The 21,491-nt window shown below is 46.2% G+C and carries 25 protein-coding genes; 20 read left to right on the top strand and 5 right to left on the bottom strand.

From position 1 onward, the window contains the following. Positions 1-2: 2 nt before the first annotated feature. Complete coding sequence (locus ACE5KN_RS13430; protein ID WP_375524954.1) at positions 3-326, bottom strand: helix-turn-helix domain-containing protein; 324 nt, start codon at positions 324-326, stop codon at positions 3-5. Between the two features lie 433 nt (positions 327-759). Between ACE5KN_RS13430 and ACE5KN_RS13425 the strand changes: the two genes are divergently transcribed. The 8 genes from ACE5KN_RS13425 to ACE5KN_RS13390 all read left to right on the top strand — a co-directional run bounded on the left by ACE5KN_RS13425 (position 760) and on the right by ACE5KN_RS13390 (position 7,227). Continuing rightward, entirely contained in the window at positions 760-1,512 is a 753-nt protein-coding gene (locus ACE5KN_RS13425; protein ID WP_375524865.1) for an SDR family NAD(P)-dependent oxidoreductase, read from the top strand. Positions 1,513-1,569: 57 nt separating this feature from the next. After that, on the top strand, positions 1,570-2,652 hold the full coding sequence (locus tag ACE5KN_RS13420) for an alkene reductase (protein WP_375524866.1): 1,083 nt from the start codon (positions 1,570-1,572) through the stop codon (positions 2,650-2,652). 172 nt (positions 2,653-2,824) lie between these two features. Further along, complete coding sequence (locus ACE5KN_RS13415; RefSeq protein WP_375524867.1) at positions 2,825-3,838, top strand: NADP-dependent oxidoreductase; 1,014 nt, start codon at positions 2,825-2,827, stop codon at positions 3,836-3,838. A 10-nt stretch (positions 3,839-3,848) separates the two neighbouring features. After that, positions 3,849-4,127 (top strand): alcohol dehydrogenase catalytic domain-containing protein, encoded by a 279-nt coding sequence (locus ACE5KN_RS13410; RefSeq protein WP_375524868.1) that lies wholly within the window; start codon positions 3,849-3,851, stop codon positions 4,125-4,127. Positions 4,128-4,132: 5 nt separating this feature from the next. Next, on the top strand, positions 4,133-4,855 hold the full coding sequence (locus tag ACE5KN_RS13405) for an NADP-dependent oxidoreductase (RefSeq protein ID WP_375524869.1): 723 nt from the start codon (positions 4,133-4,135) through the stop codon (positions 4,853-4,855). Between the two features lie 27 nt (positions 4,856-4,882). Continuing rightward, positions 4,883-5,455, top strand: coding sequence for a TetR/AcrR family transcriptional regulator (locus tag ACE5KN_RS13400; protein ID WP_375524870.1), 573 nt, complete (start codon positions 4,883-4,885; stop codon positions 5,453-5,455). Positions 5,456-5,653: 198 nt separating this feature from the next. Then, positions 5,654-6,352 carry an SDR family oxidoreductase gene (locus ACE5KN_RS13395; protein WP_375524871.1) on the top strand — a complete coding sequence of 233 codons (699 nt, stop codon included), beginning with the start codon at positions 5,654-5,656 and terminating at the stop codon, positions 6,350-6,352. A 92-nt stretch (positions 6,353-6,444) separates the two neighbouring features. Beyond that, complete coding sequence (locus tag ACE5KN_RS13390; protein ID WP_375524872.1) at positions 6,445-7,227, top strand: SDR family NAD(P)-dependent oxidoreductase; 783 nt, start codon at positions 6,445-6,447, stop codon at positions 7,225-7,227. 244 nt (positions 7,228-7,471) lie between these two features. Here the strand turns inward: ACE5KN_RS13390 and ACE5KN_RS13385 are convergent, their stop codons facing one another. Both ACE5KN_RS13385 and ACE5KN_RS13380 read right to left on the bottom strand, forming a co-directional pair. Further along, positions 7,472-7,651: a hypothetical protein gene (locus tag ACE5KN_RS13385; RefSeq protein ID WP_375524873.1), complete on the bottom strand. Its 180-nt coding sequence runs from the start codon at positions 7,649-7,651 to the stop codon at positions 7,472-7,474. Between the two features lie 155 nt (positions 7,652-7,806). Then, the gene (locus ACE5KN_RS13380; RefSeq protein ID WP_375524874.1) at positions 7,807-8,478 is read right to left on the bottom strand and encodes an O-methyltransferase; all 672 of its coding nucleotides are present in this window, start codon (positions 8,476-8,478) and stop codon (positions 7,807-7,809) included. 131 nt (positions 8,479-8,609) lie between these two features. Here ACE5KN_RS13380 and ACE5KN_RS13375 point away from each other — a divergent pair, with 131 nt between their 5' ends. The 3 genes from ACE5KN_RS13375 to ACE5KN_RS13365 all read left to right on the top strand — a co-directional run bounded on the left by ACE5KN_RS13375 (position 8,610) and on the right by ACE5KN_RS13365 (position 10,764). Further along, positions 8,610-9,506, top strand: coding sequence for a LysR substrate-binding domain-containing protein (locus tag ACE5KN_RS13375; protein ID WP_375524875.1), 897 nt, complete (start codon positions 8,610-8,612; stop codon positions 9,504-9,506). Between the two features lie 72 nt (positions 9,507-9,578). Beyond that, complete coding sequence (locus tag ACE5KN_RS13370) at positions 9,579-10,106, top strand: copper amine oxidase N-terminal domain-containing protein (protein ID WP_375524876.1); 528 nt, start codon at positions 9,579-9,581, stop codon at positions 10,104-10,106. 139 nt (positions 10,107-10,245) lie between these two features. Next, complete coding sequence (locus ACE5KN_RS13365; RefSeq protein WP_375524877.1) at positions 10,246-10,764, top strand: hypothetical protein; 519 nt, start codon at positions 10,246-10,248, stop codon at positions 10,762-10,764. A gap of 143 nt (positions 10,765-10,907) precedes the next feature. Here the strand turns inward: ACE5KN_RS13365 and ACE5KN_RS13360 are convergent, their stop codons facing one another. Together ACE5KN_RS13360 and ACE5KN_RS13355 are read right to left on the bottom strand one after the other, a co-directional pair. Further along, positions 10,908-11,303 carry a retroviral-like aspartic protease family protein gene (locus tag ACE5KN_RS13360; protein WP_375524878.1) on the bottom strand — a complete coding sequence of 132 codons (396 nt, stop codon included), beginning with the start codon at positions 11,301-11,303 and terminating at the stop codon, positions 10,908-10,910. 2 nt (positions 11,304-11,305) lie between these two features. Continuing rightward, positions 11,306-11,545, bottom strand: coding sequence for a hypothetical protein (locus tag ACE5KN_RS13355; protein WP_375524879.1), 240 nt, complete (start codon positions 11,543-11,545; stop codon positions 11,306-11,308). A 309-nt stretch (positions 11,546-11,854) separates the two neighbouring features. On the opposite strand from ACE5KN_RS13355, the gene ACE5KN_RS13350 reads away from it, so the two are divergent. From ACE5KN_RS13350 to ACE5KN_RS13310, 9 genes are all read left to right on the top strand, one after another. Then, positions 11,855-12,955 carry an amidohydrolase/deacetylase family metallohydrolase gene (locus tag ACE5KN_RS13350; RefSeq protein WP_375524880.1) on the top strand — a complete coding sequence of 367 codons (1,101 nt, stop codon included), beginning with the start codon at positions 11,855-11,857 and terminating at the stop codon, positions 12,953-12,955. Continuing rightward, the gene (locus ACE5KN_RS13345) at positions 12,933-14,036 is read left to right on the top strand and encodes a DgaE family pyridoxal phosphate-dependent ammonia lyase (protein WP_375524881.1); all 1,104 of its coding nucleotides are present in this window, start codon (positions 12,933-12,935) and stop codon (positions 14,034-14,036) included. Before ACE5KN_RS13350 ends, ACE5KN_RS13345 begins: the two co-directional genes overlap by 23 nt. Position 14,037: 1 nt before the next feature. Beyond that, positions 14,038-14,793: a 2-dehydro-3-deoxy-phosphogluconate aldolase gene (gene dagF, locus ACE5KN_RS13340; protein ID WP_375524882.1), complete on the top strand. Its 756-nt coding sequence runs from the start codon at positions 14,038-14,040 to the stop codon at positions 14,791-14,793. Next, complete coding sequence (locus ACE5KN_RS13335; RefSeq protein ID WP_375524883.1) at positions 14,786-15,802, top strand: sugar kinase; 1,017 nt, start codon at positions 14,786-14,788, stop codon at positions 15,800-15,802. Before dagF ends, ACE5KN_RS13335 begins: the two co-directional genes overlap by 8 nt. 9 nt (positions 15,803-15,811) lie before the next feature. Next, entirely contained in the window at positions 15,812-16,531 is a 720-nt protein-coding gene (locus ACE5KN_RS13330) for a GntR family transcriptional regulator (protein WP_375524884.1), read from the top strand. A gap of 205 nt (positions 16,532-16,736) precedes the next feature. After that, entirely contained in the window at positions 16,737-17,705 is a 969-nt protein-coding gene (locus ACE5KN_RS13325) for a LacI family DNA-binding transcriptional regulator (RefSeq protein ID WP_375524885.1), read from the top strand. Positions 17,706-17,881: 176 nt separating this feature from the next. Then, positions 17,882-18,832 carry an ABC transporter permease gene (locus tag ACE5KN_RS13320; RefSeq protein WP_375524886.1) on the top strand — a complete coding sequence of 317 codons (951 nt, stop codon included), beginning with the start codon at positions 17,882-17,884 and terminating at the stop codon, positions 18,830-18,832. A 12-nt stretch (positions 18,833-18,844) separates the two neighbouring features. Then, positions 18,845-19,741, top strand: coding sequence for a carbohydrate ABC transporter permease (locus ACE5KN_RS13315; protein ID WP_375524887.1), 897 nt, complete (start codon positions 18,845-18,847; stop codon positions 19,739-19,741). Positions 19,742-19,862: 121 nt separating this feature from the next. Next, on the top strand, positions 19,863-21,488 hold the full coding sequence (locus tag ACE5KN_RS13310) for an ABC transporter substrate-binding protein (RefSeq protein ID WP_375524888.1): 1,626 nt from the start codon (positions 19,863-19,865) through the stop codon (positions 21,486-21,488). Positions 21,489-21,491 lie beyond the last annotated feature (3 nt).

Raw genomic sequence — 21,491 nt, 5'->3', positions numbered from 1 at the left:
GGTTAATTTTCCCCATCTACAATTTCTCTCACGATATTTTTGGCCAATCGTACTTTGTCAGGAGTTGATTTTCTGAGCATGCTAACAACGTCCTGAATATCCAACTCTGCTTCAGTCAATTCAATTTCTTCATGTACATATGCAAACAGCTGTGAAACATTTACGCCTAGAGCGTCTGCAATCTTTGCAAGGTTAAATAAAGCGACATTTTTCTCGCCACGTTCAATTTGGCCGATGTATGTAAAATGGAATCCACCTTTTTCTCCAAGAGCTTCTTGGGATAATCCTCTTTCCTTTCGCAATGCCCTTATTTGAGCGCCAACCAGGTTTAATCTCGGTTAAACCCCCGAATTCTAGAGTCTAGGTCACTTAACTTAGCAATTGCTTAGCTGATCTTGTTTTTCTTACACTTTCACCGTCTGAGCTTTTACTTGTTGCGTAGCTAACGCCTGACGGAACTGCTTTGGTGCCAGGTCCCCTAAGCTCCCATGCATGCGTCTTCGCATTCTGCATAATAATTATCAAAAGCTTTTTATCAAGTATGAAGAATAATTGTGCTCTGTCGTGGGGAAGATGTAAGTTGTCTTAAGAATTTCAACCGCTTAAAAGTTAAAGATACAAGTCAAATTCCCTTGATAAAAATACTTTACTGATCGTTCTAAAAATGATAAGATTGCTCTAGATTAAAAAAACCTTCACTATGATCAAAATAGAACGATCATTCTCTAATGGTCGCTCAAATTAAAAGGAGAGAATTGCATGCAGTATACAGTAATTACAGGAGCAAGTTCAGGAATTGGTTATGAGACTGCGTTGGCGTTTGCTGCTCGGGGAAAAAACTTGATCATTGTTGCCAGAAGATTAGATAAGTTAGAAGAACTTAAATCAAAGGTTAAGGAGATAAATTCAGATCTTGATGTTGTTGTTGTTACAAGTGACCTCTCGGTTACTGATCAAGCATACAATTTATATAAGGATTTGAAGAGATATCAAATTGAAACATGGATCAATAATGCAGGGCTTGGAGAAGGAGCCTTTGTTGCTGATCAAAAATTGGAAAAAGTAGAGAATATGCTCAGAGTGAACATCGAATCCTTGACTATTCTTTCTACGCTCTATGTTAGAGACTATGCTGATGTAGAAGGCGCTCAGTTGATTAACGTATCTTCAGCACTTGGATATGCTATCGCTGTAGGCAGTGTCACATATTCTGCATCCAAATATTATGTTAGTGCATTTACTGAAGGGCTTGCTAAAGAATTGGAACTAAGAGGTGCAAAATTAAAGGCGAAAATTTTAGCACCAGCTATTACGGAGTCGGAATTTGCACAAAAATCAATAGATGCTGAAGCTTTTGATTTTAAAGCAAATATGCCTAAATATCACACCGCTAAGGAAATGGCAGGCTTTATGGTAGAGCTGTATGACAGCAACGAAGTGGTAGGAATTGTAGATCAAAATTATACTTTCAATTTAAGGGGACAGATTTATCCAGTGATTTTAGAATTTTGAATATAATTGTAAATCTATACAAACTCAAGAAATCTCACTTCAATAGGAGGAATAAAGATGGAAAAATTATGGAGTAAAATCAAAATTGGAAACATGGAATTGCCTCATCGACTAGCGATGTCGCCAATGACGCGTAACAGAGCGCAAGTAGATGGTACGCCTGGAGAGTTGGCTGCACTTTATTACGCTCAACGCGCCTCCTTAGGACTTCTAATTACGGAAGGCGCACAACCATCAGACGATGGTCAAGGATACTTAATGACGCCTGGGATCTATACAGAAAAGCATATCGAAGGATGGAAAAAGGTGACCAGTGCCGTGCATGAAGCAGGCGGATACATCTATATTCAATTAATGCATGCCGGTCGTGTATCGCACCCTGACAATACACCACATCATCGGCAGCCGGTTGCGCCATCTGCAATTGCTCCGGGGATAGAAACGCATACGCCTACAGGTAAACAGGAGATCCCGGTACCACGCGAACTAAGTAAAGAAGAAATTCAAACAACCATTCAAAATTATCGAAAAGCCGCGGCTGCAGCTATTGCAGCAGGCGCTGACGGTGTTGAAATTCATGGAGCAAACGGATATTTAATTAACCAATTTATTGGAGAAAATTCAAACACGCGGACGGATGATTATGGCGGTTCTATAGAAAATCGCGCTCGCTTTGGGATTGAAGTAGCCAAAGCTGTCGTTGATGAGATTGGTCCGGAGAGAACGGGCTTCCGCATTTCTCCAGGGACGCCTCTTGGCGGAATTCAAGATGGTGAACAAGGGCCAGAGCTTTACCGTTACTTGACGAAAGAATTAGTTAAATTGAATTTGGCTTATCTTCACGTCATGCACCTTGGAAATGATGAATTACTTCAAGACATTCGTTCCTTATGGACAAATCCTTTATTAGTCAATCGGGCTGGGCGGACAATAGACAAGATCAGTGTTGATATTGAAAGCGGCCTTGCTGATGTAGCTCCTGTTGGAGTATGGGCATTAGCTAATCCGGATTTTGTGGAACGGCTTAAAACAGGCGCTCCATTAAATGAAGCAGATCCTGCAACATTTTATTTAGGCGGGAGCAAGGGGTATACGGATTATCCTACATTGAAAGAATTAAAGCGCCAGGAAAGCAAGTAATTAGCTTCAAATTAAAATTGGAAATGATAGAAATAGAAATGCTCAAAATGGCGTACAACCGAAAAATTCTACGCCATACATTTCATCTATTAGTAAACTCCTTAAAGTACAACTTTCTGAAGGAATCCTAATTTGGTCTATAAGGAAACAAACGGAAGGATGTGAATGAATAATGAAAACACTTATGAAAGCCGCTCAAATTACCAAGTATTCAAAAGAACTCCATGCTCAAGTAAATGATATTCCTATTCCGGAAATTGCTGACAACGAAGTTTTGGTAAAGGTCAAAGCTGCTGCTGTCAATCCACTCGAAATGTTAATTATTACAGGTAGCGTGAAACTGATTCAAGATTATAAATTCCCGCTGACACTTGGCAATGAATTGGCAGGGATTGTTGAAAAAGTAGGGAGAAATGTAAAAGGATTTTATATAGGTGATGAAGTCTACACACGACTGCCACTAAATAAAATTGGCGCTTTTGCGGAATATGCTGCGATTGATGCTGACGCAATTGCGCCTATGCCTAAAAACTTGTCCTATACTGAAGCCGCTGCCGCAGCATTGACGGGGCTTACGGCGTATCAGGGCTTGCATGAAGAACTTGAGGCACAGTCTGGCAAGTCCGTATTTATCCCAGGTGGATCGGGTAGTTTTGGCCAAATGGCTGTCCCGATTGCAAAGGCTATGGGGCTTAAGGTTATTGTTAGCGGCAACTCACAAGCACGCGAGCGTACTTTAGAAATTGGTGCAGACCAATATTTAGATTACACCAAGGAAAACTATGTTGATTTGTTGTCAAATATTGATTATGTAATAGATACCTTGGGACCGGGGGAATTCGATAATGAATTAAAAATCATTAAACCGGGCGGAAGATTACTTTCTCTCCGTACAGGGCCAAATAAGCGGTTTGCTGAAGATAATAATTTTCCATGGTGGAAAAAGAAGCTTTTTTCTCTTGCTGGTGCTAAATATGATAACAAAGCCAAGAAGCAAAATGTCGAATATCGCTTTATTTTTGTTCGTTCCGATGGCGCACAGCTAAAAAAAATCACTGAAATGATTGAAAAAAATAATATCGTTCCCCCGCTGCATCCAAAACAGTTTACGATTAGCGAAATAAATGAAGCGATAGAATTAGTCGCAAATGGACGTCCAAAAGGGAAGGTGATTATAAATTTCTAAGGAGAACACGATGAAAGCAGTCCAAATAAACGGCTACTCGAAAAAGCTGGAGGCTCTCATCAACGATGTGCCTATTCCAAGAATAGACAAACATCAGGTATTAATAAAAATGTATGCTGCAGGTGTTGATCCGCATCTCAAACTAGCGATCAATGGAAAGGTGCGTGTATTTGACCGATATAAGTTCCCATTAACGCTAGGCATTGATGGTTCAGGTGTTATTGAAGCGGTTGGTCAAGACGTTAGAGATTTAATGACAGGTGACAGAGTATATGCGCTACTGCCCTGAATACAATGGGAGCTTTTGCAGAATACGTTGTTGTTGATGCAAATATTGTTGCGAAAATGCCCAAAAATCTTACTTTTGAAGAAGCCGCAGCAGTTCCATTATCAGCTTTGACGGTTGTGCAGGCATTGAATGTACTGAAGGTGAAAGCTGGCTCGAAGCTGTTCATTCCCGGTGGAACGGGGGGCTTCGGACAAATTGCCATTCCGTATGCAAAATCAAAAAACCTTTTTGTAGCTGTCAGTGGTGATGAATCGACTCGCCATGTAGCATCGTCTATTGGTGCAGACCATTTTATTGATTATCAAAGGCAAGATTATGTTAAGCTACTGAAAGATTTCGATTACGTGATTGACACCCGAGGCGCAAGCGAGTTCAGGAAAGAATTAAGTATATTAAAACCTGGCGGGAAATTGTTATCATTGAATGCTGGGCCCAATGCACGTTTTGCAGCTCGACAAGGCGGATTTTCAACGATACAGAAATTTATTTTTAGTGCGATTGGAATGCCGTTTGACATAGCGGCGTATCTTCAGCATAAAACATATGATTTCTTGTATGTTCAGCCCAATGGCATTCAATTGAAAAATATGACTCAGTGGATCGATGAAACAGGTGTGAAACCAATCATTGATTCGACATTTCCATTTTCACAAGTGAATAAAGCTATTGCGAAAATCGCCCAAGGAACAGCCAAAGGGAAGATTCTTCTAACCATGCCCAGGAGGTAGAAGCAACAAATCTTTGAGGTGATGATAATGGCAAGACACAAAGAATTTGAAGTAAATGAAGTATTGGATAGAGCTATTCATCTTTTTTGGGTGCAAGGTTATGAAAAAACTTCAATGCAAGAACTGGTCGAGTATATGGGCATTCACAGAAGAAGCATCTATGATACTTTTGGAGATAAGCATGCCTTATTTATGAGGGCACTTAAACGATATCAGGCTATCCAAAACAAAAAAATGAGGTTACTCGTTGAGAAGCAAGATCCGGTTAAAGAATTATTACGTCTTTTTTTAGAGACCACTTTAGAGAAAGAAGGAGAACCTCAAGGCTGTTTCATCGTTAATTCTGGTGTAGAACTAGGAATATTGGATCAAGAAGTTTCTTCCTTTGTTGAGGATAGCTATTTAAAAACGGAGAAGCTTTTATATAATCTCATTCTTGTTGGTCAACAAACAGGGGAAATCGACTCCAAACTTGATCCTGAGGCCCTTTCTCATTACTTCATGAATGCTTGGTTAGGGTTGCGTACAATGGTTAAAACAGCAACAAATCAAGAGAAATTATCGGGTATAATTAATACCACACTTAGCATTTTAGGTTAAGAAAATATAAATAAGAACTTGAAGCTGCTGATTTGAATAATGAAGATCATTCGATAACCGTGACAAGAGCCGCGGGCTGCAAACTGGCGTCGAAAACCATCCGTTGTCCGTTTGTTGTCCGTTTAATGAGATAGATATCTTAGTATCAGACAACAAACACGGGGTTATAAAACCATTACACGAAAAGGAGCTGTCAAAATGAATATATCTGAACAAGTCGCATTTGTTACCGGAGCGAACCGGGGTCTCGGCCGCCATCTTACGCTTGAACTTTTATCCAGAGGGGCTAAGGTTTATGCGGGCGCAAGAAATCCGGACTCCGTCGATATTCCCGGCGCAATACCTGTAAAACTTGACATTACCAATCCTCAAGAGGTAGAGGCGGCAGCTTCGGCGGCTAAGGATGTTACACTTTTGATCAACAATGCGGGTTCCTCTACCGGCGCTTCTTTGCTTGACGATGATCTCGATCGCATACAAACAGAGTTTAATACGCACGTTTTTGGCACCTTATCAATGGTTCGTGCTTTCGCGCCTGTTATTTCCAATAATGGCGGAGGGACCATTCTGAATATTCTTTCTGTATTATCATGGTTTAGTATGGGAGGAGCAGGCGCATATACGGCTGCCAAGGCAGCCGAATGGGGATTGACAAACGTGCTGCGCTTAAATCTGTACCCTCAACAAGTAAGAGTGGCTGGCTTGCATGTGGGTTATATGGACACAGACATGACGTCAGGCATTGACGCTCCCAAGTCCAACCCTGCAGATATTGCCAAAATTGCGATTGACGGAATAGAATCGAACAGTTTTGAAATTCTCGCCGATGATGCGAGCCGCCAAGTGCAAAGTGGGCTTGCTGGCGGTGTAGCCGCCCTATACCCGCAGCTCTCTTAATACGCTGGTTGTTGAGTTTTCTGTCCCTCGTTGTAGGAAGAATGGAGGAAATGAATGGAAAGCTTTGAAGAAATGGCAGAGGGTGACTATAGATGAACAAGACGGTACTTATCACCGGAGCGTCAGGTGGAATTGGCAAAGCATTGGCGGATCGGTTTGCCAAGGATGGTTACAATTTGGTGTTGGTAGCACGCAGCGGGGACAAGCTTGCGGAGCTTGCGAAGGACTATCAGGAAAGGTATCGCGTACACGCGACGGTCTTCACCGAGGATGTTGCATTGCCCGGAGTGGCGGAGAAGATTTACGCGGAGCTCAAGGAAAAAGGGATTGCCGTCGATTATCTCGTTAACAATGCAGGCTTCGGTTTGCATGGGGCTTTTTTGGAAACGCCGTTGGAGCAAGAGACGAATATGATCGATGTCAATATCAAGGCGCTGACGGTTACGACAAAGTTGTTCTTGCCGGACATGGTCAAACGAGGTCAAGGCGGCGTGATGAATGTGGCTTCGGTGGTTGCTTTTTTTCCGGGACCTCTGATGTCGGTTTACTACGCGACAAAGGCATATGTGCTGTCGTTCACCGAGGCGCTGGGGAACGAGTTGAGCGGCACGGGCGTGACGGTAACGGCACTGTGTCCGGGATTGACGGCAACCGGCTTCGTTGATCGTTCAGGTATGGGCGCTTCGAAGCTGTTCCAGAGGGGAGGCATCATGGAAGTCGGACAGGTGGCTGATGAAGCATACCAAGGATTCATCGGTGGCAAGACATTCATCATGCCAGGGGCTCGCAACCGCTTCATAACGTTTCTCCCGCGGTTGTTGCCGCGCAAGCTGGTGGCCCGTGTAGTTTCTACGCAGAACAGGACGGAACATTGACCTGATGGAGGATCAACACAGTCAAGTAGGGCGCTCCCCAAGTACAGTTGCTGTGAAACACGAGCGGAGCCAGCCAATGTGTTTCAACCATTTGCCTTAGGGGATATGGAGTTGGCCGGATGAGGGAAAACCTCACGTCCGGTTTGATGAAGGGGGAGCTGGAAAAGTAAGAAGAGGGCATTTAGCCCTCCAATGAAATTTCAGTTCTCTACTCTACAGGAATATAAAATTCCAGGAATAGGTATCAGGACCTGAACTTTCGGGTCAGCCGTTTCTTATCCCGGTACATCCTCATCCATCTCTTGATTCTGCTCTCTTCCTTGCGTTCCTGCAGCACAGCTTTCATGCCTTTGATGAGCAGTTCGGAACGCTGTTTGTCATTCCGGCTCGTTCTGCGGAGCTCTTTAATAAAGTTGTCGTCCATGTCCGTATCTCCATAGAAAGAAATTCTTCATTTATCCCAAGTTTGCTAAAGTAATTATACAGAACATATGTTCTTGTTTCAAGTCATTACTTCATAAATCGGAATAATCTGCGGAATATGGAGACGGGCAAAGAGATAGATTTGTGAAGCTAGTGTCAGCCGGTTACAAGTCCCAGCACAAAGCCGTCATAGCCTTTGCTTCCAACCGTCTGCATGGCCGTGGCATTGATTCGGGGCTCATCCGCCAGGAGGTCATAAAAGGCACGCACCCCGTGAATTCTGGGGTCAGTGCTGTGCTTATTTATAATTTCGCCTTCCCGGATGACATTGTCGCCGATGATTACTGTGCCAGGGTGTGAAAAATGGAGTGCCCACCGCAGATAAGCCGGATTGTTGGGTTTGTCGGCATCAATGAAGATCAGATCAAAGGGTTCAGTGCCTTCCTGATCCAACTGAGCGAGCTGCTCCAAGGCATTGCCCAGGCGCAAATCCACCTTTTCCTCCAGGCCCGCAAGGGCGAAATTGGCTCTGGCCGCTTGCGCATGGTGCGGGTCCAGCTCGAGTGTCACAATTTTCCCGTCGGCAGGAAGCGTTCTGGCCATCCAGATGGTACTGTAGCCCCCCAGAGTGCCGATTTCCAGAATTCGTTTGGCACCTGCCATTTGCGCCAGCAGGGACAGCAGCTTTCCCTGGCTTGGAGATACATCGATTGCCGGCAGATCTGCCTGCCGATTGGCCACCAGCACCTGCTCCAGAACGGGATCATGTTCAATCAGCTTTTCCCCGATATACTCGTCTACCTTGGTCCATGTGTTTGACTGGCTCATATCGATCACTGCTCCTTATTTGATTTTTCCTTTCGAATTCATTATATTTTCGTTAAAGTCATAAATATAATATATGTTTTTGTATTTGTTATATATTTAATATATAAATTTATGGAACGGAGCTGTCTGTCATGAATTTGCACGCATTGCGCCTTTTTCACGTCATTGCCACCACAGGGAGCGTTACGCGCGCTTCTGAGACGCTTAATATCAGCCAGCCTGCGATAACAGCCCAGATCAAGAAATTTGAAAAGGAGCTGTCCCTTACCTTAATCCAGCCTCAGGGAAGAGGGATTGCCCTGACAGATGCCGGTGAGCAGCTATCTGTCCTGGCCAAGAGATTGTTCGCGGTCGAACAGCAGATGGAGCGTTTTGTGCAGGAGTATCGTAGCGGGACTGTTGGCTCGATCCGGATCGCCGCCACTTATTTGCCCGCCCATTTTCTCATGCCCGCCTGGCTTGCCAAATTCAAAAAGCAGTATGAGCAGGTAGAAATGAAGATCACCACAACGAACTCCAGCGGCGCTTTGGAGCAGCTCCTGAATCTGGAGGCGGACATCGCCGTTTATGGGGGAAGACCTGAGGAATATCCGGATACGGTGCAGGCGGAGGAGCTTTTTCAGGATGAGCTGTGGTTCGTGGTGGCGCCCAATCACCGCTATGCCAATCAGAAGGTATCTTTGGTCGAGATGATGAAGGAGCCGTTTGTCATGCGGGAGGAAGGCAGCTCGACGCGGGAGCGGTTATTTTCCCTATGCCGTACATACAATGCGCCCGCTCCTACCATTTCCCTGCAATTTAACGGGCTGCATGAGGCGATTACGGCCGTGATTGCCGGGTACGGTGCGAACTTTGTGTCATCGCTGGTTGTGCGCGATTACGTGGAGCGCGGTGAGCTGTGCCGGGTTGAGGTAGAAGGGGTGCAAATGAAGAATACGATCGCTGTGTGTACACGTAAAAATGAGGAATTGTCGGCAGCGGCCCGGAATTTTATTCAAATGATCCGGGAGCATCCGTTTAGGGCTTGATTGGGACAGAAATTTACCGATATAAAGAATAGGCTCTATATGAAATATATCAAAGGCGATAGGGAGTGTTGTATGATCAAAAAGTTTCTATTCCTCTTGTTTTCAATTGTTTTGCTGGCAGCGCTGCCTGATATGGTGATGGCTGCTGAAAGGCCGATTCAGTTTTATGTAAAAAATGAGAAGGTTAATGAGGTCAAGCCAATTGTAAAAGACGGGATCACGTATGTCCCGGCTCAAGAAATGTTTGAGCTGCTGGGTTATAAGACTTCGTTTGATGCCAAAAATCTGGAAATTTCAACGGTCATTAATGGCTCTGAACTTATTTTGTGGGCCGGGGATGATATTGTGGAGTTTAACGACAGAATTTACTACTTGGACGACCCGATCCCTATTATAAACGGGCAAGTCTACCTTTATCTTCGCTTGGTCGGTTATCTTGCAGAGTATTCGATAGATTATGATAGAGAAAATTCTACCATTAAAATGAAGCCTTATGGATATGGCGAGGATGCGGCAGTGAAAAAACTCCTTACCCAATACCTTGAAACGCCCCGTCCTGCTTTATTAACCTCTGATAATCCTGAACGGGGCCTATTATAATCCCAGAGATGATGAAGAGACCAATACACAGCCCAGTGAAATTCCAGTCAGGGATTTCATAGTCACAATTGATCAAATTGATTACTTATCTGCCAGTGAGGCAACTCTTCGGGTTACCTACATTAAAAATACGGAAGTATTGGATCAAAAAAATGAGTATAATTTTGAAATTAAAAAAGAAAATGGACAGTGGAAGATTGCACGGGAGGATGTAACCAGCGATTTTGTGGATCTTCCAAAGGATATTGATATAAAGGCGGCAGAGATATTACAGAAATATAATCAGGAACAGGCTGCAGTCTTATCAGATCTCAAAACCTATTACAAAGCCTATAACACGGAAGATCTCAATCTTACACTTCAGTATACCGCCCCTTCATTTATTGAGCGATGGAATACTGGTGCTACAGATTGGTATAGGTGGGAAGAGATGTTGAAGGGTCATTTTGAATATTCTGATTCGAGATACAAATTATCGGAAGTTCGTGTTATTTTCCTTGGGAAAAAAGAGGCCGTAGTCCAAGGAGTACTTGAATGGACTGATTCTACGCAAGGTATAGCGGAAGGTGATGATGTATTTCCGGCTCTTATTTATATGGAGTTTGCCAATGGTCACTGGAATTATAGCGATCATCTAAGTCTTGACCCGGATTTTTAATCAAAAACCATCAACTTCATTTAGGCCTTGTTTATTCACCTTCCTGAAACCTATCGCTTCGCTGGAAATGATGTAGTTTTTTTGGCGTCCGTGAAGAAGCAGAAGCCACAATGGCTCCTGCTTTTTCATCTACATGGATAATATCATGAAGCATCCAGCGACAGAGTTAGATGCTTCAAGTCGATAACGGCATTTAATTTGATAAGAAGGTCAAGTCCGAGGAGACCATTGATATGCCCCTGAGGGTCAATGATACCAAAATCCAGCTTCACATTACTCAGGCTTACTGCTCCTAAATTCACTTGGTCAATCGACTTGGAATAAAACCTATGCAGACTTCCGCCGATACCATATGAAGAATGTATATAATCGTCGAGTTCGGCAGAGATGCCGATTTCCTCGACTGCATCCGGGGAAATGATCGTCTCTGCGGCTCCAGTGTCGATAACGACATTGTCAATCACCATGGATTTTCCCCGAAACACAATCTCGATCGACGTAAACAAAAGACCGTCTTTAGGCACGATGTTTAAGGTCATATCTAACCTCTGTATCCAAATAAACGTTTGATAGGGATCTCAATCTTTTCCTTGCCCGTATGATAGACGAGAATGTCGTCCTTTGCCCGAACCAATTCTCGGGTGGCTTCTTTATTGTCGTCAAATGCTTGAATGATGGCCATATCGTCAACATACTGAACTTGGTTTTCGATGTGTCCTTCCAGGATGCGAAGTTTAACAAAACGGTCAGGATACAGTCTACGTACTTCCTCCCATTTCATCGTCTACACCTCCAACGAATTTTTTGTACTTCCATGATACCATTTCCGCCTGAAAGATTCAGTATAGAGCGGCTGAAAAACGGCGGAATCACAAGACTTTTGCCTATCATTTTGATTATAGGATCAAAGAGAAACAGCACAATATCCTATAAAATATATTTTTTATCCAAACATTATAACGTTATATTCTTTTCTTGCTCAAGATGTGGTATTGTTGATCTATAAAGAGCGGCTGCTCCGGTAAGAGAGGGAGCCAAACAAGCTATCGCCTTATGAAGGATGGGAGGCCGTTCGGGAAGGAAGGAGTACATGTCTGAACGTTTGGTCATTCGCAATGTGAAATTTGTCAATGGACAGACCGCCGATATTGCTGTCGAGAATGGGAAGATTACGGAGATTGCCCAGGGAGGCTCGCTGCCGGGAAGCGATGGTTTTGACGGCACCGGGCTGTACGTATCCAGCGGCTGGATCGACATGCATGTGCATGCTTTTCCGGAGTTTGATCCGTATGGGGACGAGATCGACGAGATTGGCGTCAAGCAGGGAGTGACGACGATCATCGATGCAGGGAGCTGCGGCGCTGACCGGATCGGGGAGCTGCAATTAAGCGCGGCTGCTGCGAACACCCGCTGTTTTGCATTTCTGAACATCTCGCACATCGGATTGCAGCGGGTGGATGAGCTGTCCCAGCTGGAGTGGATCGACAAGGAAAAGGTCAGGGAGGCCGTCGCTCTGTATCCGGATTTCATTGTCGGCCTGAAGGCGCGTATCAGCCGCAGTGTGGTGAAGGAGAGCGGTATTCGGCCGCTGCAGCTGGCGCGTGAGCTGTCGGAGGAAACAGGTTTGCACCTGATGGTGCATATCGGCTCGGCTCCGCCGCAAATCGAAGAGGTGATCCCTCTGCTCGCCAAAGGGGACGTGGTCACCCACTATCTGAACGGCAAGCCGAACAATCTGTTCGATGAAGCCGGTAAGCCGCTGCCTGTGCTGGTGGATGCGGTCAAGCGGGGAGTACATCTGGATGTCGGCCACGGCTCGGCGAGCTTCTCGTTCCGGGTCGCCGAGCACGCCAAGCAAAACGGCATTCAGCCTGACACGATCAGCACCGACATTTACCGGGGCAACCGTCTGAACGGACCGGTCTACAGTATGGCGAACGTGCTGTCCAAGTTTTTGTATCTGGGCCACAGCCTGGAAGACGTTATTCATGCCGTCACCGCCAAAGCGGCAGACTGGCTCGGTAAGCCTGAGCTCGGCCGCATTCAGGTCGGGGACGATGCCAACCTGACGCTGTTTGCCGTCAAGCAGGAGCCGATTGTGCTTGTCGATTCCGAAGGCGAGGAACGGACTGCGGACCAATATATTGAAGCTAAAGGAGCTGTCATTCATGGATCATTCTTTACTTGCTAAATACGGATTGAAACGGGTCATTAACGCCAGCGGCCGCATGAGCATTCTGGGTGTCTCCGCACCTACGGATACGGTGATGGAGGCGATGAAGACCGGCGGGCAGCAGTATGTGGAGATTGCTGACCTGGTGAATAAAGCCGGCGACCATATTGCGCAAATTTTGGGCTCGGAGGCTGCTGTCGTCGTCAACTCGGCATCCAGTGGCATTGCGCTGTCGGTTGCAGCGATCGTGACCCAGGGCAACAAACGCCTAAGCGAACGGCTTCACCAGGACCCCATTGCCAAGAATGAAATCATTATCCTGAAGGGTCATAACGTACAATTTGGTGCTCCTGTGGAGACTATGGTGTATCTGGGTGGAGGCAAGCTCGTTGAAGTGGGCTATGCCAATGAAGGCCGGAAGGAGCATATCGAAGACGCTATTAGCTATCAGACGGCCGCTATTTTGTATGTAAAATCCCATCACAGTGTGCAAAAGAACATGATCTCCGTGGAGGAAGCTTGGGAAGTCGCGCAGCGGCGGGGTGTACCGCTCATCGTGGATGCGGCGGCGGAAGAGGATATTTACAAATATGTCAAGGTGTCCGACCTGGCCATTTACAGCGGCTCCAAAGCCATTGAAGGACCGACCTCCGGCATTGTCGCTGGCAAGCGCCAATATATTGAGTGGCTGAAGGTACAGCTGCATGGCATCGGGCGCAGCATGAAGGTTGGCAAGGAATCGACATTTGGCTTGCTACAGGCACTCGACGAGTATACCCGCAAAGAGGATAAGAGCGAGCAGGAGAAGGAATCGCTGCAGGCGCTCATGGTATTGAACGATCTGCCAGGCGTCCGGGTGAGCATTGTGCAGGACGAAGCAGGCAGAGCGATTTTCCGCGGACGGATCCAGATTAACGAGGCGGAGACCGGCATTGATGCCAAACAAGTGAACGACCAATTGCGGGAAGGGCAGATTGCCATCTATACACGCGACTACGGAGTACGGCAGGGATATTTCGATCTGGATGCCCGCTCCTTCCAAGGGGATGACATCCAGGTGATCGTATCGAGAATTCAGGAAATTGTGGGAGGAAAATAATATGTCTTTGATGGAAAAACGTCTTTACAAAAACCGCGCTGCGCTTAATGTGCTGGCAGGCAGCATTGAGAACGCCCGTGAAGTGTACGAAGCCGCTGAAGGCCATGTCATTGTCGGGGTATTGTCCAAAAACTATCCGGATGCGGAGACAGCTGTCGCTGCCATGAAGGAATATGGAGCGGCCATCGAAGACGCCGTGTCCATCGGTCTCGGGGCCGGGGACAACCGGCAGGCGGCGGTCGTGGCGGAAATCGTGAAAAGCTATGGCGGCACACACATCAACCAGGTGTTCACAGCCGTTGGAGCGACCCGCGCCAATCTGGACACCCGCGACAGCTGGATTAACAGTCTTGTATCTCCGTGCGGCCGTCCCGGCTATGTGAATATTTCGACTGGCCCTGTCAGTGCGGCTTTGTCCGAACATGCCATCGTGCCTGTGAAAGCAGCGATTGCGCTCGTGCGCGATATGGGCGGAAATGCGCTGAAATATTTCCCAATGCAGGGGCTGAAGCTTGAGGATGAATTCCGGGCAGTGGCGCAGGCATGCGGCGAGGAAGGCTTTGCCCTGGAGCCGACAGGCGGCATCGATCTGGACAATTTCGAAGAGATCCTGCGTATTGCGCTCGAAGCTGGTGTTCCGCAGGTGATCCCGCATGTGTATTCTTCCATCATCGATAAGGACACCGGCAACACGAACGTCAAGGACGTACAGTTCCTGTACGAAACGATGAAAAAGCTGGTGGATCAATATGAGTAAACGTGTAGCCGCATTTGGGGAAGTGATGATGCGGCTGCAGGTGCCCGGGTATGACACGCTGGCACAGGCGGATGCGCTCCGGTATACCTTTTCGGGAACAGGCGTCAATATTGTGTCCGCCCTGGCACGCTTTGGTCATACCGGTTACCTGGTCACAACGCTGCCTGACAATCCGCTGGGCGAAGCGGCCATGGCGTATTTGCGCAAGCTGGATGTGTCCACCTCGTTGATCCAGCGGGGCGGAAAATTTGTCGGCATGTATTTTCTGGAGAACGGATTTGGTATGCGCCCAAGCAGGGTTACTTACACAGACCGTCTGGGAAGCAGTTTTAATCAGGCTCCAGAGGACAGCTACGATCCGGCGGACATTGCCGGGAACGTGGATATCATGCATTTCTGCGGAATTTCGCTGGCCATGAACGACACGGTACGCGGACATATGAAAAGACTGGCCGCAGCAGTGAAGCAGGCGGGCGGCAAGGTCGTGTTCGACTGTAATTATCGCCCATCCCTATGGGGTGACGGTGGATATGCGCTGGCCAAACCACATTATGAGGAGATGCTCGGGCTGGCCGATGTCGTCATGATGAATGAAAAGGATGCGCTGCATATTCTCGGTATGGAAACGCAGGCCACGGACAGGAAGGAGCAGCTGCTGGACTTGATCCCGCAGGTTGCGGGCAAGTTTGGGATCTCGGTAGCCGCCGGGACGCACCGGTCCATTAACCGGGATAACAGCCACTCCTTGCAGGGGTATATTTATAAAGACGGACAATTTGAATTTTCGGACACGCTCAGCTTTATGGTGTATGATCGTATAGGGGCGGGAGATGCATATGCGAGCGGCATCATTCATGGAGAAATTCAGAATTTCTCCGCGAAGAACACTGTTGACTTTGCCGCAGCCGCCGCGGCGCTGGCACATACCGTGTCCGGAGATACGCCGAATGCATCCGAGGCCGAAGTCTTGAAGGCCATGACCCAAATGATGCCTGACGTGGAAAGGTAGTGACGCGGATTGTCCATTACGCGCAAAAATGGGCCGTTATATTTGCAAATCAAGAAAATCGTGAAGGACCGGATATTGCACGGCATTTATCCCCTGGGAACGATCATTCCGTCTGAGCCGCAGCTGGAAAAAGAGTTTGGCGTCAGCAAGGTGACAGTCCGCAATGCGGTGCAGGAATTATGCCAGGAGGGCTATCTGGAAAAACGAAGCGGTGTAGGCACGACAGTGATCCGGAATCGCTCCCTGTCCCGGCTGTCCAAAGGGAAAAGGTTCACGGAAATTCTCGTTGACGAAGGCCATCGGATGGAGAAGAAGCTGCTCGGTTCGGAAATGGTAACCAATGATGCGTTATCCGAGCCGTTCCAGCTTTTCGGGGAGCGCTGCCTGCGTATTGAGAGGTTATATCTGCTCGACGGTAAACCATATATTCATTATGTGCATTACCTTGATCCCTCTGCCGTTGCAGTTACAGGGGATGCACATGCAGATATGCAATCGCTGTATGACCTGATTGAAGAAAATGATATCAGCCTGGAGCGGTTTCGTGATGCGTTTACCGTCGGTACGGCAAGCGTTGAAACCGGACGATTGCTTGGCATCCCGGAAGGAGCTTCTACGCTTAAGCGTATCCGATACTCCTACAGTGCCGACGGCCAGGTCGTTGAATATAGCATCGGTCATTACAATACCGAGCTCCAGCCTTATCTTGTGAGCTATGATGCTCCTTGATAAACTGGGCTGCTTGCCCCTCTCATTTTGTATTGCCTGTGAAAAGGCGGCCTCCTTGGTTATGACCAGGAGAGCCGCCTTTTCGTGATTGATGGTGATTATGTGCGTCCATAAAAAAAATGAAACGTTTCCAAATTAACTATTGAAACGTTTCCAATTTAGTATTATTATGATTGTCATAAGCGATGCTCAAGTGGAGGGTTAGATGTCAAGTATTAAAGATGTAGCCAACTTGGCTGGTGTAGCTGTGGGAACTGTATCCCGAGTCATTAACAATTCGGGCTCTGTAAAACCCGCTACACGCAAAAAAGTGGAGAAAGCCATACAAGAATTGAATTATATCCCTAATGAGGTTGCCCGCAACTTCAAAATGCGGAAATCCAAGATGGTTGCCCTGCTGCTCCCAAGTATCTGGCACCCTTTCTTTTCTGAATTGGCATATTACATTGAAGATGAGTTGGACCGGGAAGGCTTTAAGCTTATGCTGTGCAATAGCGGCGGCAAACCCGAAAAGGAATTGTATTATCTCGATATGCTGCAGCAAAACAAAGTGGCAGGTATTGTTGGTATTACATACAACGATATTGAAAATGACGTAAGCAATGACATTCCGATTGTCAGTATCGACAGACACTTTAACAAGAAAATCACATGCGTCACTTCGGACAATTATGAAGGGGGGCGCCTGGCGTTAAGGGAACTTGTCAAAGCAGGTGCAAAAAAAATGGCTTTTTTGGGCAGTGTCACCTCCGTTTTCAGTGAAACCATGAATCGGAGAGAAGGTTTCATACATGAGGCGAAAACAATGGGAGTCGACTATGTTGTATACGAGAAGCCGGATCCCGTTTTGGACGACGATGCCTATTTTGACGAGTTTCTGGATAAGTATCACGATGTGGACGGTATTTTTGCCATTACTGATATGTTCGCCGCGAAATATATAGATAAAGCAGGCAAGCAGGGGATTCGTGTTCCAGAGGATGTAAAGGTTATCGGATATGACGGTATTCAGGATCATTCCTATTTTCATCCGATATTGTCAACGATCAGGCAGCCTGTAGAGGAGATGGCTCGTATGACGATCAGACTGCTCTACAAAAAGATAGAAGGAGAAACCTTGGACCGGGAAGTTTATCGTCTTCCGGTCATATTTAGACGAGGTGAAACTACTTAGTTTCACCTAAAAAAAAGGAGTTTCCTTTTCAACGGTTATTAGAAAAACACCAATCGCTTCTGTCGCTGCATCAGTGAACTTGCGGTTGGCGTTCTTCTTAAACTAAATTGGAAACGTTTCAAATTAAAATGGAAACGTTTCAATTTCAAAAATTATATAAGAAAGGGAGTATTAGGGTGAATTCAAGGGATTCCGGAGAATATCAACTCGTTATCAAAGAAAATCGTAAAACCTGGGATCGAATCAAACGCAACTATGAACTGTATCTGTTTCTGCTGCCGATTGTTTTGATTTATCTCGTATTCAAGTACTACCCGATGTACGGAGTGCAAATTGCATTTAAGGATTTTTCACCGAGCAAGGGGATATGGGGCAGCGAATGGGTAGGCTTTCAGCATTTTATTGATTTTTTTGATTCTTATAACTTCTGGACGATCATGTTCAATACGCTGACGCTCAGTTTCCTGTCACTTTTGTTCAGCTTCCCGGCTCCGATTATCATAGCGGTTATGTTGAATCAAATGTTAGGCAAGCGATACAAGAAATTTATTCAGACGGTCATTTATGCGCCTCATTTTATCTCTACCGTTGTGCTTGTCGGTATGCTCCATGTTTTTTTATCGCCAAACAGCGGGCTCGTGAACCACATTATTACCTCGTTTGGAGGAGAACCCATTCTGTTTATGGCTGATGAAGGCTGGTTCCGTCCTTTATATATTTTGTCAGGGATATGGCAAGAGACCGGTTTCTCCACGATTATTTACTTGGCAGCGCTTGCAGGAGTCAATCCTGAATTGCATGAAGCCGCCATTATGGATGGTGCGAGTAAATGGAAACGGGTGTGGTATGTAGATATTCCTGGCATTCTTCCGACGATTATCATTCTGCTGATTCTCGCACTTGGAAACATTATGGGCATCGGTTTCGAGAAGGCCTTTTTGATGCAAAGTGATCTGAACTATGCCACCTCCAATATTATTCCAACCTATGTATACGAATTAGGGATTCAGAAGGCGCAATACAGCTTTTCAACGGCGGTTGGATTGTTTAATTCCGTTATCAACATCATCCTGATTGTCACCGTTAACCGGATCGCCAAAAAATTGACGGAAACCAGTCTGTGGTAAGGGGGATTTACTTTGAACAATCTTTTGAAGAGAAAAAGCAGAGAGGACGCCTGGTTTGACGCCATTAACTATTTCGTGTTGACCGTGGTCATGCTGCTCATATTATTTCCGCTGTATTTTGTATGGATTGCTTCATTCAGTGATCCCAATCTGATTTATTCAGGAGAAGTATGGTTATATCCGAAGGGGTTTACACTCGATGGCTATCTACGAATTTTTAATGACTCCTCTATTTGGATCGGATATGCAAATTCCCTTCTTTACGCGGGTTTGGGAACTTTGATTGGAGTAGCTGTTACCGTATTTGCGTCCTATCCGTTAGCCCGCAAGGATCTGGTCGGAAGATCAGCAATTATGTGGTTTTTACTGATCCCCATGTTTTTTAGCGGTGGGTTGATTCCCACGTATTTGTTGATCAAGGATCTGCACATGTTAAATACGATTTGGGCGCTGGTTATTCCTGGAGCTGGCGGGATATTCAATGTTATCATCGTTCGGACATTCTTTCAGTCGTCCATTCCGGATGAAATGTGGGAAGCCGCTTCAATCGACGGTTGCTCCAACACCAGATTTTTTTGGAGTATTGTCTTGCCTCTCTCCAAGTCCATCATTGCAGTCATGGTGTTGTATCATGTCGTCGGCTTTTGGAATGGCTTTTTCGATGCTTTGATCTATTTGAATGACGAGAGCAAATATCCTCTTCAATTGGTGCTGCGCAACATTCTCGTCCAAAATCAGGTCAACTCCGGGATGATGGTGGATGTGGAATCCTATGCAGCGAAGATGAGGGTTACTGAACTTATCAAGTACGGTGTTATTATCGTGTCCAGCTTGCCACTGCTGATTTTGTATCCATTTCTGCAAAAGTACTTTGTCAAAGGGGTAATGATTGGGTCGATCAAAGGCTGATGCTGACGATTACTTGAAGGGAGGGGATATATGGCAGCCAACCATTGTGCATTCGGATAAAGCCGGATTGGGAAAAAAATATTGTGATTTTTATGGATGAACTAAAGGGAGGTTAGGTACGATGAAATCTTTATTCAAAAACGCAGGAATTCTCGTGCTGGCCGGAGCCCTTGCGCTGAACGGATGTGCGGGAGAAGACGGCTCCAAAAATCAGGTGAAAAATCCGAAACAGGATACGAACTTCAACAAAACCGGTCTGCCGATTGTTAAAGAAGCAGTGACGTTAAAGATGGTATCCCCAAAAGCAGCGTTGGCGCCGGAGTATTCCGAAATGGAAATTTTCAAACGGCTGGAGGAGCAAACAAATGTAAAGATCGAGTGGGAGAACATTCCGGACACAGACTATGCAGAGAAGAAAAATTTGCTGCTGGCCAGCGGAAATTTGCCGGACGCTTTTTACGCAGCCGGATTTTCGGATTACGAGCTCATCAATTACGGTAAAGACGGGACGATCATTCCACTGGAGGATTTGATCGATCAGTACGCGCCTAATTTGAAAGCGCTTTTGGAGCGCAGGCCAGACATCAAGTTAGCGATCACAGCCCCCGATGGGCACATTTATGGGCTGCCGTCGTGGGAAGAGAATAACCTGGGAACCAACCCTTTCTTTCATGTCATCAATAAAAAGTGGCTTGAAAAGCTCGGTCTGAAAATGCCGCAAACGCTCGATGAATACACCGAAGCCTTGATTTCCTTTAAAACGCAGGATCCGAATGGCAACGGCAAGGCCGATGAAATTCCGTTAAGCTTCATGCACATGCAATGGTGTATGGACATTGGCGGCATATTCGGAGCTTTCGGACTTCCGGATAACATGGAGCATCGGATCGTCCGCGACGGAAAAGTGATTTTTACCGCGACGCAACCCCAGTACAAGGAAGCTTTGAAGTATTTTCACGAAAAGTGGTATAAACAGGGCCTGATTGACCCCGAATCTTTCACCCAGGACGCTGCTCAGTATCTGGCAAAAGGCAAAACGAAGGACGAAACCCTTGGCTCCTACATCTGGTGGGAAGCCGAAGAGGTTGTCGGAACGGAACGAAGCCAGGATTATGCTTTACTGTCTCCGCTTAAAGGACCGAACGGTGACCAATTGATTGGCCGCGGCAACGGAGGGGGGCCGGGACGCGGCGCCTTTGTGATAACAAAAGCGAACCGCTATCCCGAAATCACGATGCGTTGGATCGATCAGCAGTATGAACCCTATATGGCGGCTCAGATTCACTGGGGTCCGCTGGATGTTGTATTCAAGAAAGACGAAAATGGCAAGTTGGTGAACCTGCCGCTCCCTGATGGAACCTCCGCAGGTGAATTCCGGCAAAAAGTGGCTCCAGGTGCAGGCGGGCCTGGCGTTATTACCATCGAAGACCTTGGAAAAGTTGTTGATCTGGAGCCGCGGGCCCAGCAGCGTGTTAAAGATTTGGAGCAATATTACAATCCATATATGGAGAAGGAAAACTATCCAAATATATTCTTTGAAAAGGAAGAGCTGGACAAAATCAATAGAATTGAGCCAGAACTGATTAAATATGTAAATGCCCAACGAGGTAAATTCATTGTTAACGGGGGCGTGGATGAACAGTGGGATAAATATGTGAAGACATTGGAGAAGATGGGCCTGAACGAATTGATGGAAATCTATCAAACAGGATTAGACCGTTATCATGCAAATTTAAAAGATAAATAATCA

The sequence above is a fragment of the Paenibacillus terreus genome (assembly GCF_042138595.1).
Lineage (GTDB): Bacteria > Bacillota > Bacilli > Paenibacillales > Paenibacillaceae > Paenibacillus > Paenibacillus terreus.
The sequence above is the reverse complement of the archived record's forward strand: the minus strand, read 5'-3'. Positions and strand labels throughout refer to the sequence as shown.

Excerpts from the sequence above, each read along its gene's own strand:
- ACE5KN_RS13425 (WP_375524865.1), top strand. The coding sequence starts at position 760 with ATGCAGTATACAGTAATTACAGGAGCAAGTTCAGGAATTGGTTATGAG.
- ACE5KN_RS13420 (WP_375524866.1), top strand. The coding sequence starts at position 1,570 with ATGGAAAAATTATGGAGTAAAATCAAAATTGGAAACATGGAATTGCCT.
- ACE5KN_RS13415 (WP_375524867.1), top strand. The coding sequence starts at position 2,825 with ATGAAAACACTTATGAAAGCCGCTCAAATTACCAAGTATTCAAAAGAA.
- ACE5KN_RS13410 (WP_375524868.1), top strand. The coding sequence starts at position 3,849 with ATGAAAGCAGTCCAAATAAACGGCTACTCGAAAAAGCTGGAGGCTCTC.
- ACE5KN_RS13405 (WP_375524869.1), top strand. The coding sequence starts at position 4,133 with ATGGGAGCTTTTGCAGAATACGTTGTTGTTGATGCAAATATTGTTGCG.
- ACE5KN_RS13400 (WP_375524870.1), top strand. The coding sequence starts at position 4,883 with ATGGCAAGACACAAAGAATTTGAAGTAAATGAAGTATTGGATAGAGCT.
- ACE5KN_RS13395 (WP_375524871.1), top strand. The coding sequence starts at position 5,654 with ATGAATATATCTGAACAAGTCGCATTTGTTACCGGAGCGAACCGGGGT.
- ACE5KN_RS13390 (WP_375524872.1), top strand. The coding sequence starts at position 6,445 with ATGAACAAGACGGTACTTATCACCGGAGCGTCAGGTGGAATTGGCAAA.
- ACE5KN_RS13385 (WP_375524873.1), bottom strand. The coding sequence starts at position 7,651 with ATGGACGACAACTTTATTAAAGAGCTCCGCAGAACGAGCCGGAATGAC.
- ACE5KN_RS13380 (WP_375524874.1), bottom strand. The coding sequence starts at position 8,478 with ATGAGCCAGTCAAACACATGGACCAAGGTAGACGAGTATATCGGGGAA.
- ACE5KN_RS13375 (WP_375524875.1), top strand. The coding sequence starts at position 8,610 with ATGAATTTGCACGCATTGCGCCTTTTTCACGTCATTGCCACCACAGGG.
- ACE5KN_RS13370 (WP_375524876.1), top strand. The coding sequence starts at position 9,579 with ATGATCAAAAAGTTTCTATTCCTCTTGTTTTCAATTGTTTTGCTGGCA.
- ACE5KN_RS13360 (WP_375524878.1), bottom strand. The coding sequence starts at position 11,303 with ATGACCTTAAACATCGTGCCTAAAGACGGTCTTTTGTTTACGTCGATC.
- ACE5KN_RS13355 (WP_375524879.1), bottom strand. The coding sequence starts at position 11,545 with ATGAAATGGGAGGAAGTACGTAGACTGTATCCTGACCGTTTTGTTAAA.
- ACE5KN_RS13350 (WP_375524880.1), top strand. The coding sequence starts at position 11,855 with ATGTCTGAACGTTTGGTCATTCGCAATGTGAAATTTGTCAATGGACAG.
- ACE5KN_RS13345 (WP_375524881.1), top strand. The coding sequence starts at position 12,933 with ATGGATCATTCTTTACTTGCTAAATACGGATTGAAACGGGTCATTAAC.
- dagF (WP_375524882.1), top strand. The coding sequence starts at position 14,038 with ATGTCTTTGATGGAAAAACGTCTTTACAAAAACCGCGCTGCGCTTAAT.
- ACE5KN_RS13335 (WP_375524883.1), top strand. The coding sequence starts at position 14,786 with ATGAGTAAACGTGTAGCCGCATTTGGGGAAGTGATGATGCGGCTGCAG.
- ACE5KN_RS13325 (WP_375524885.1), top strand. The coding sequence starts at position 16,737 with ATGTCAAGTATTAAAGATGTAGCCAACTTGGCTGGTGTAGCTGTGGGA.
- ACE5KN_RS13310 (WP_375524888.1), top strand. The coding sequence starts at position 19,863 with ATGAAATCTTTATTCAAAAACGCAGGAATTCTCGTGCTGGCCGGAGCC.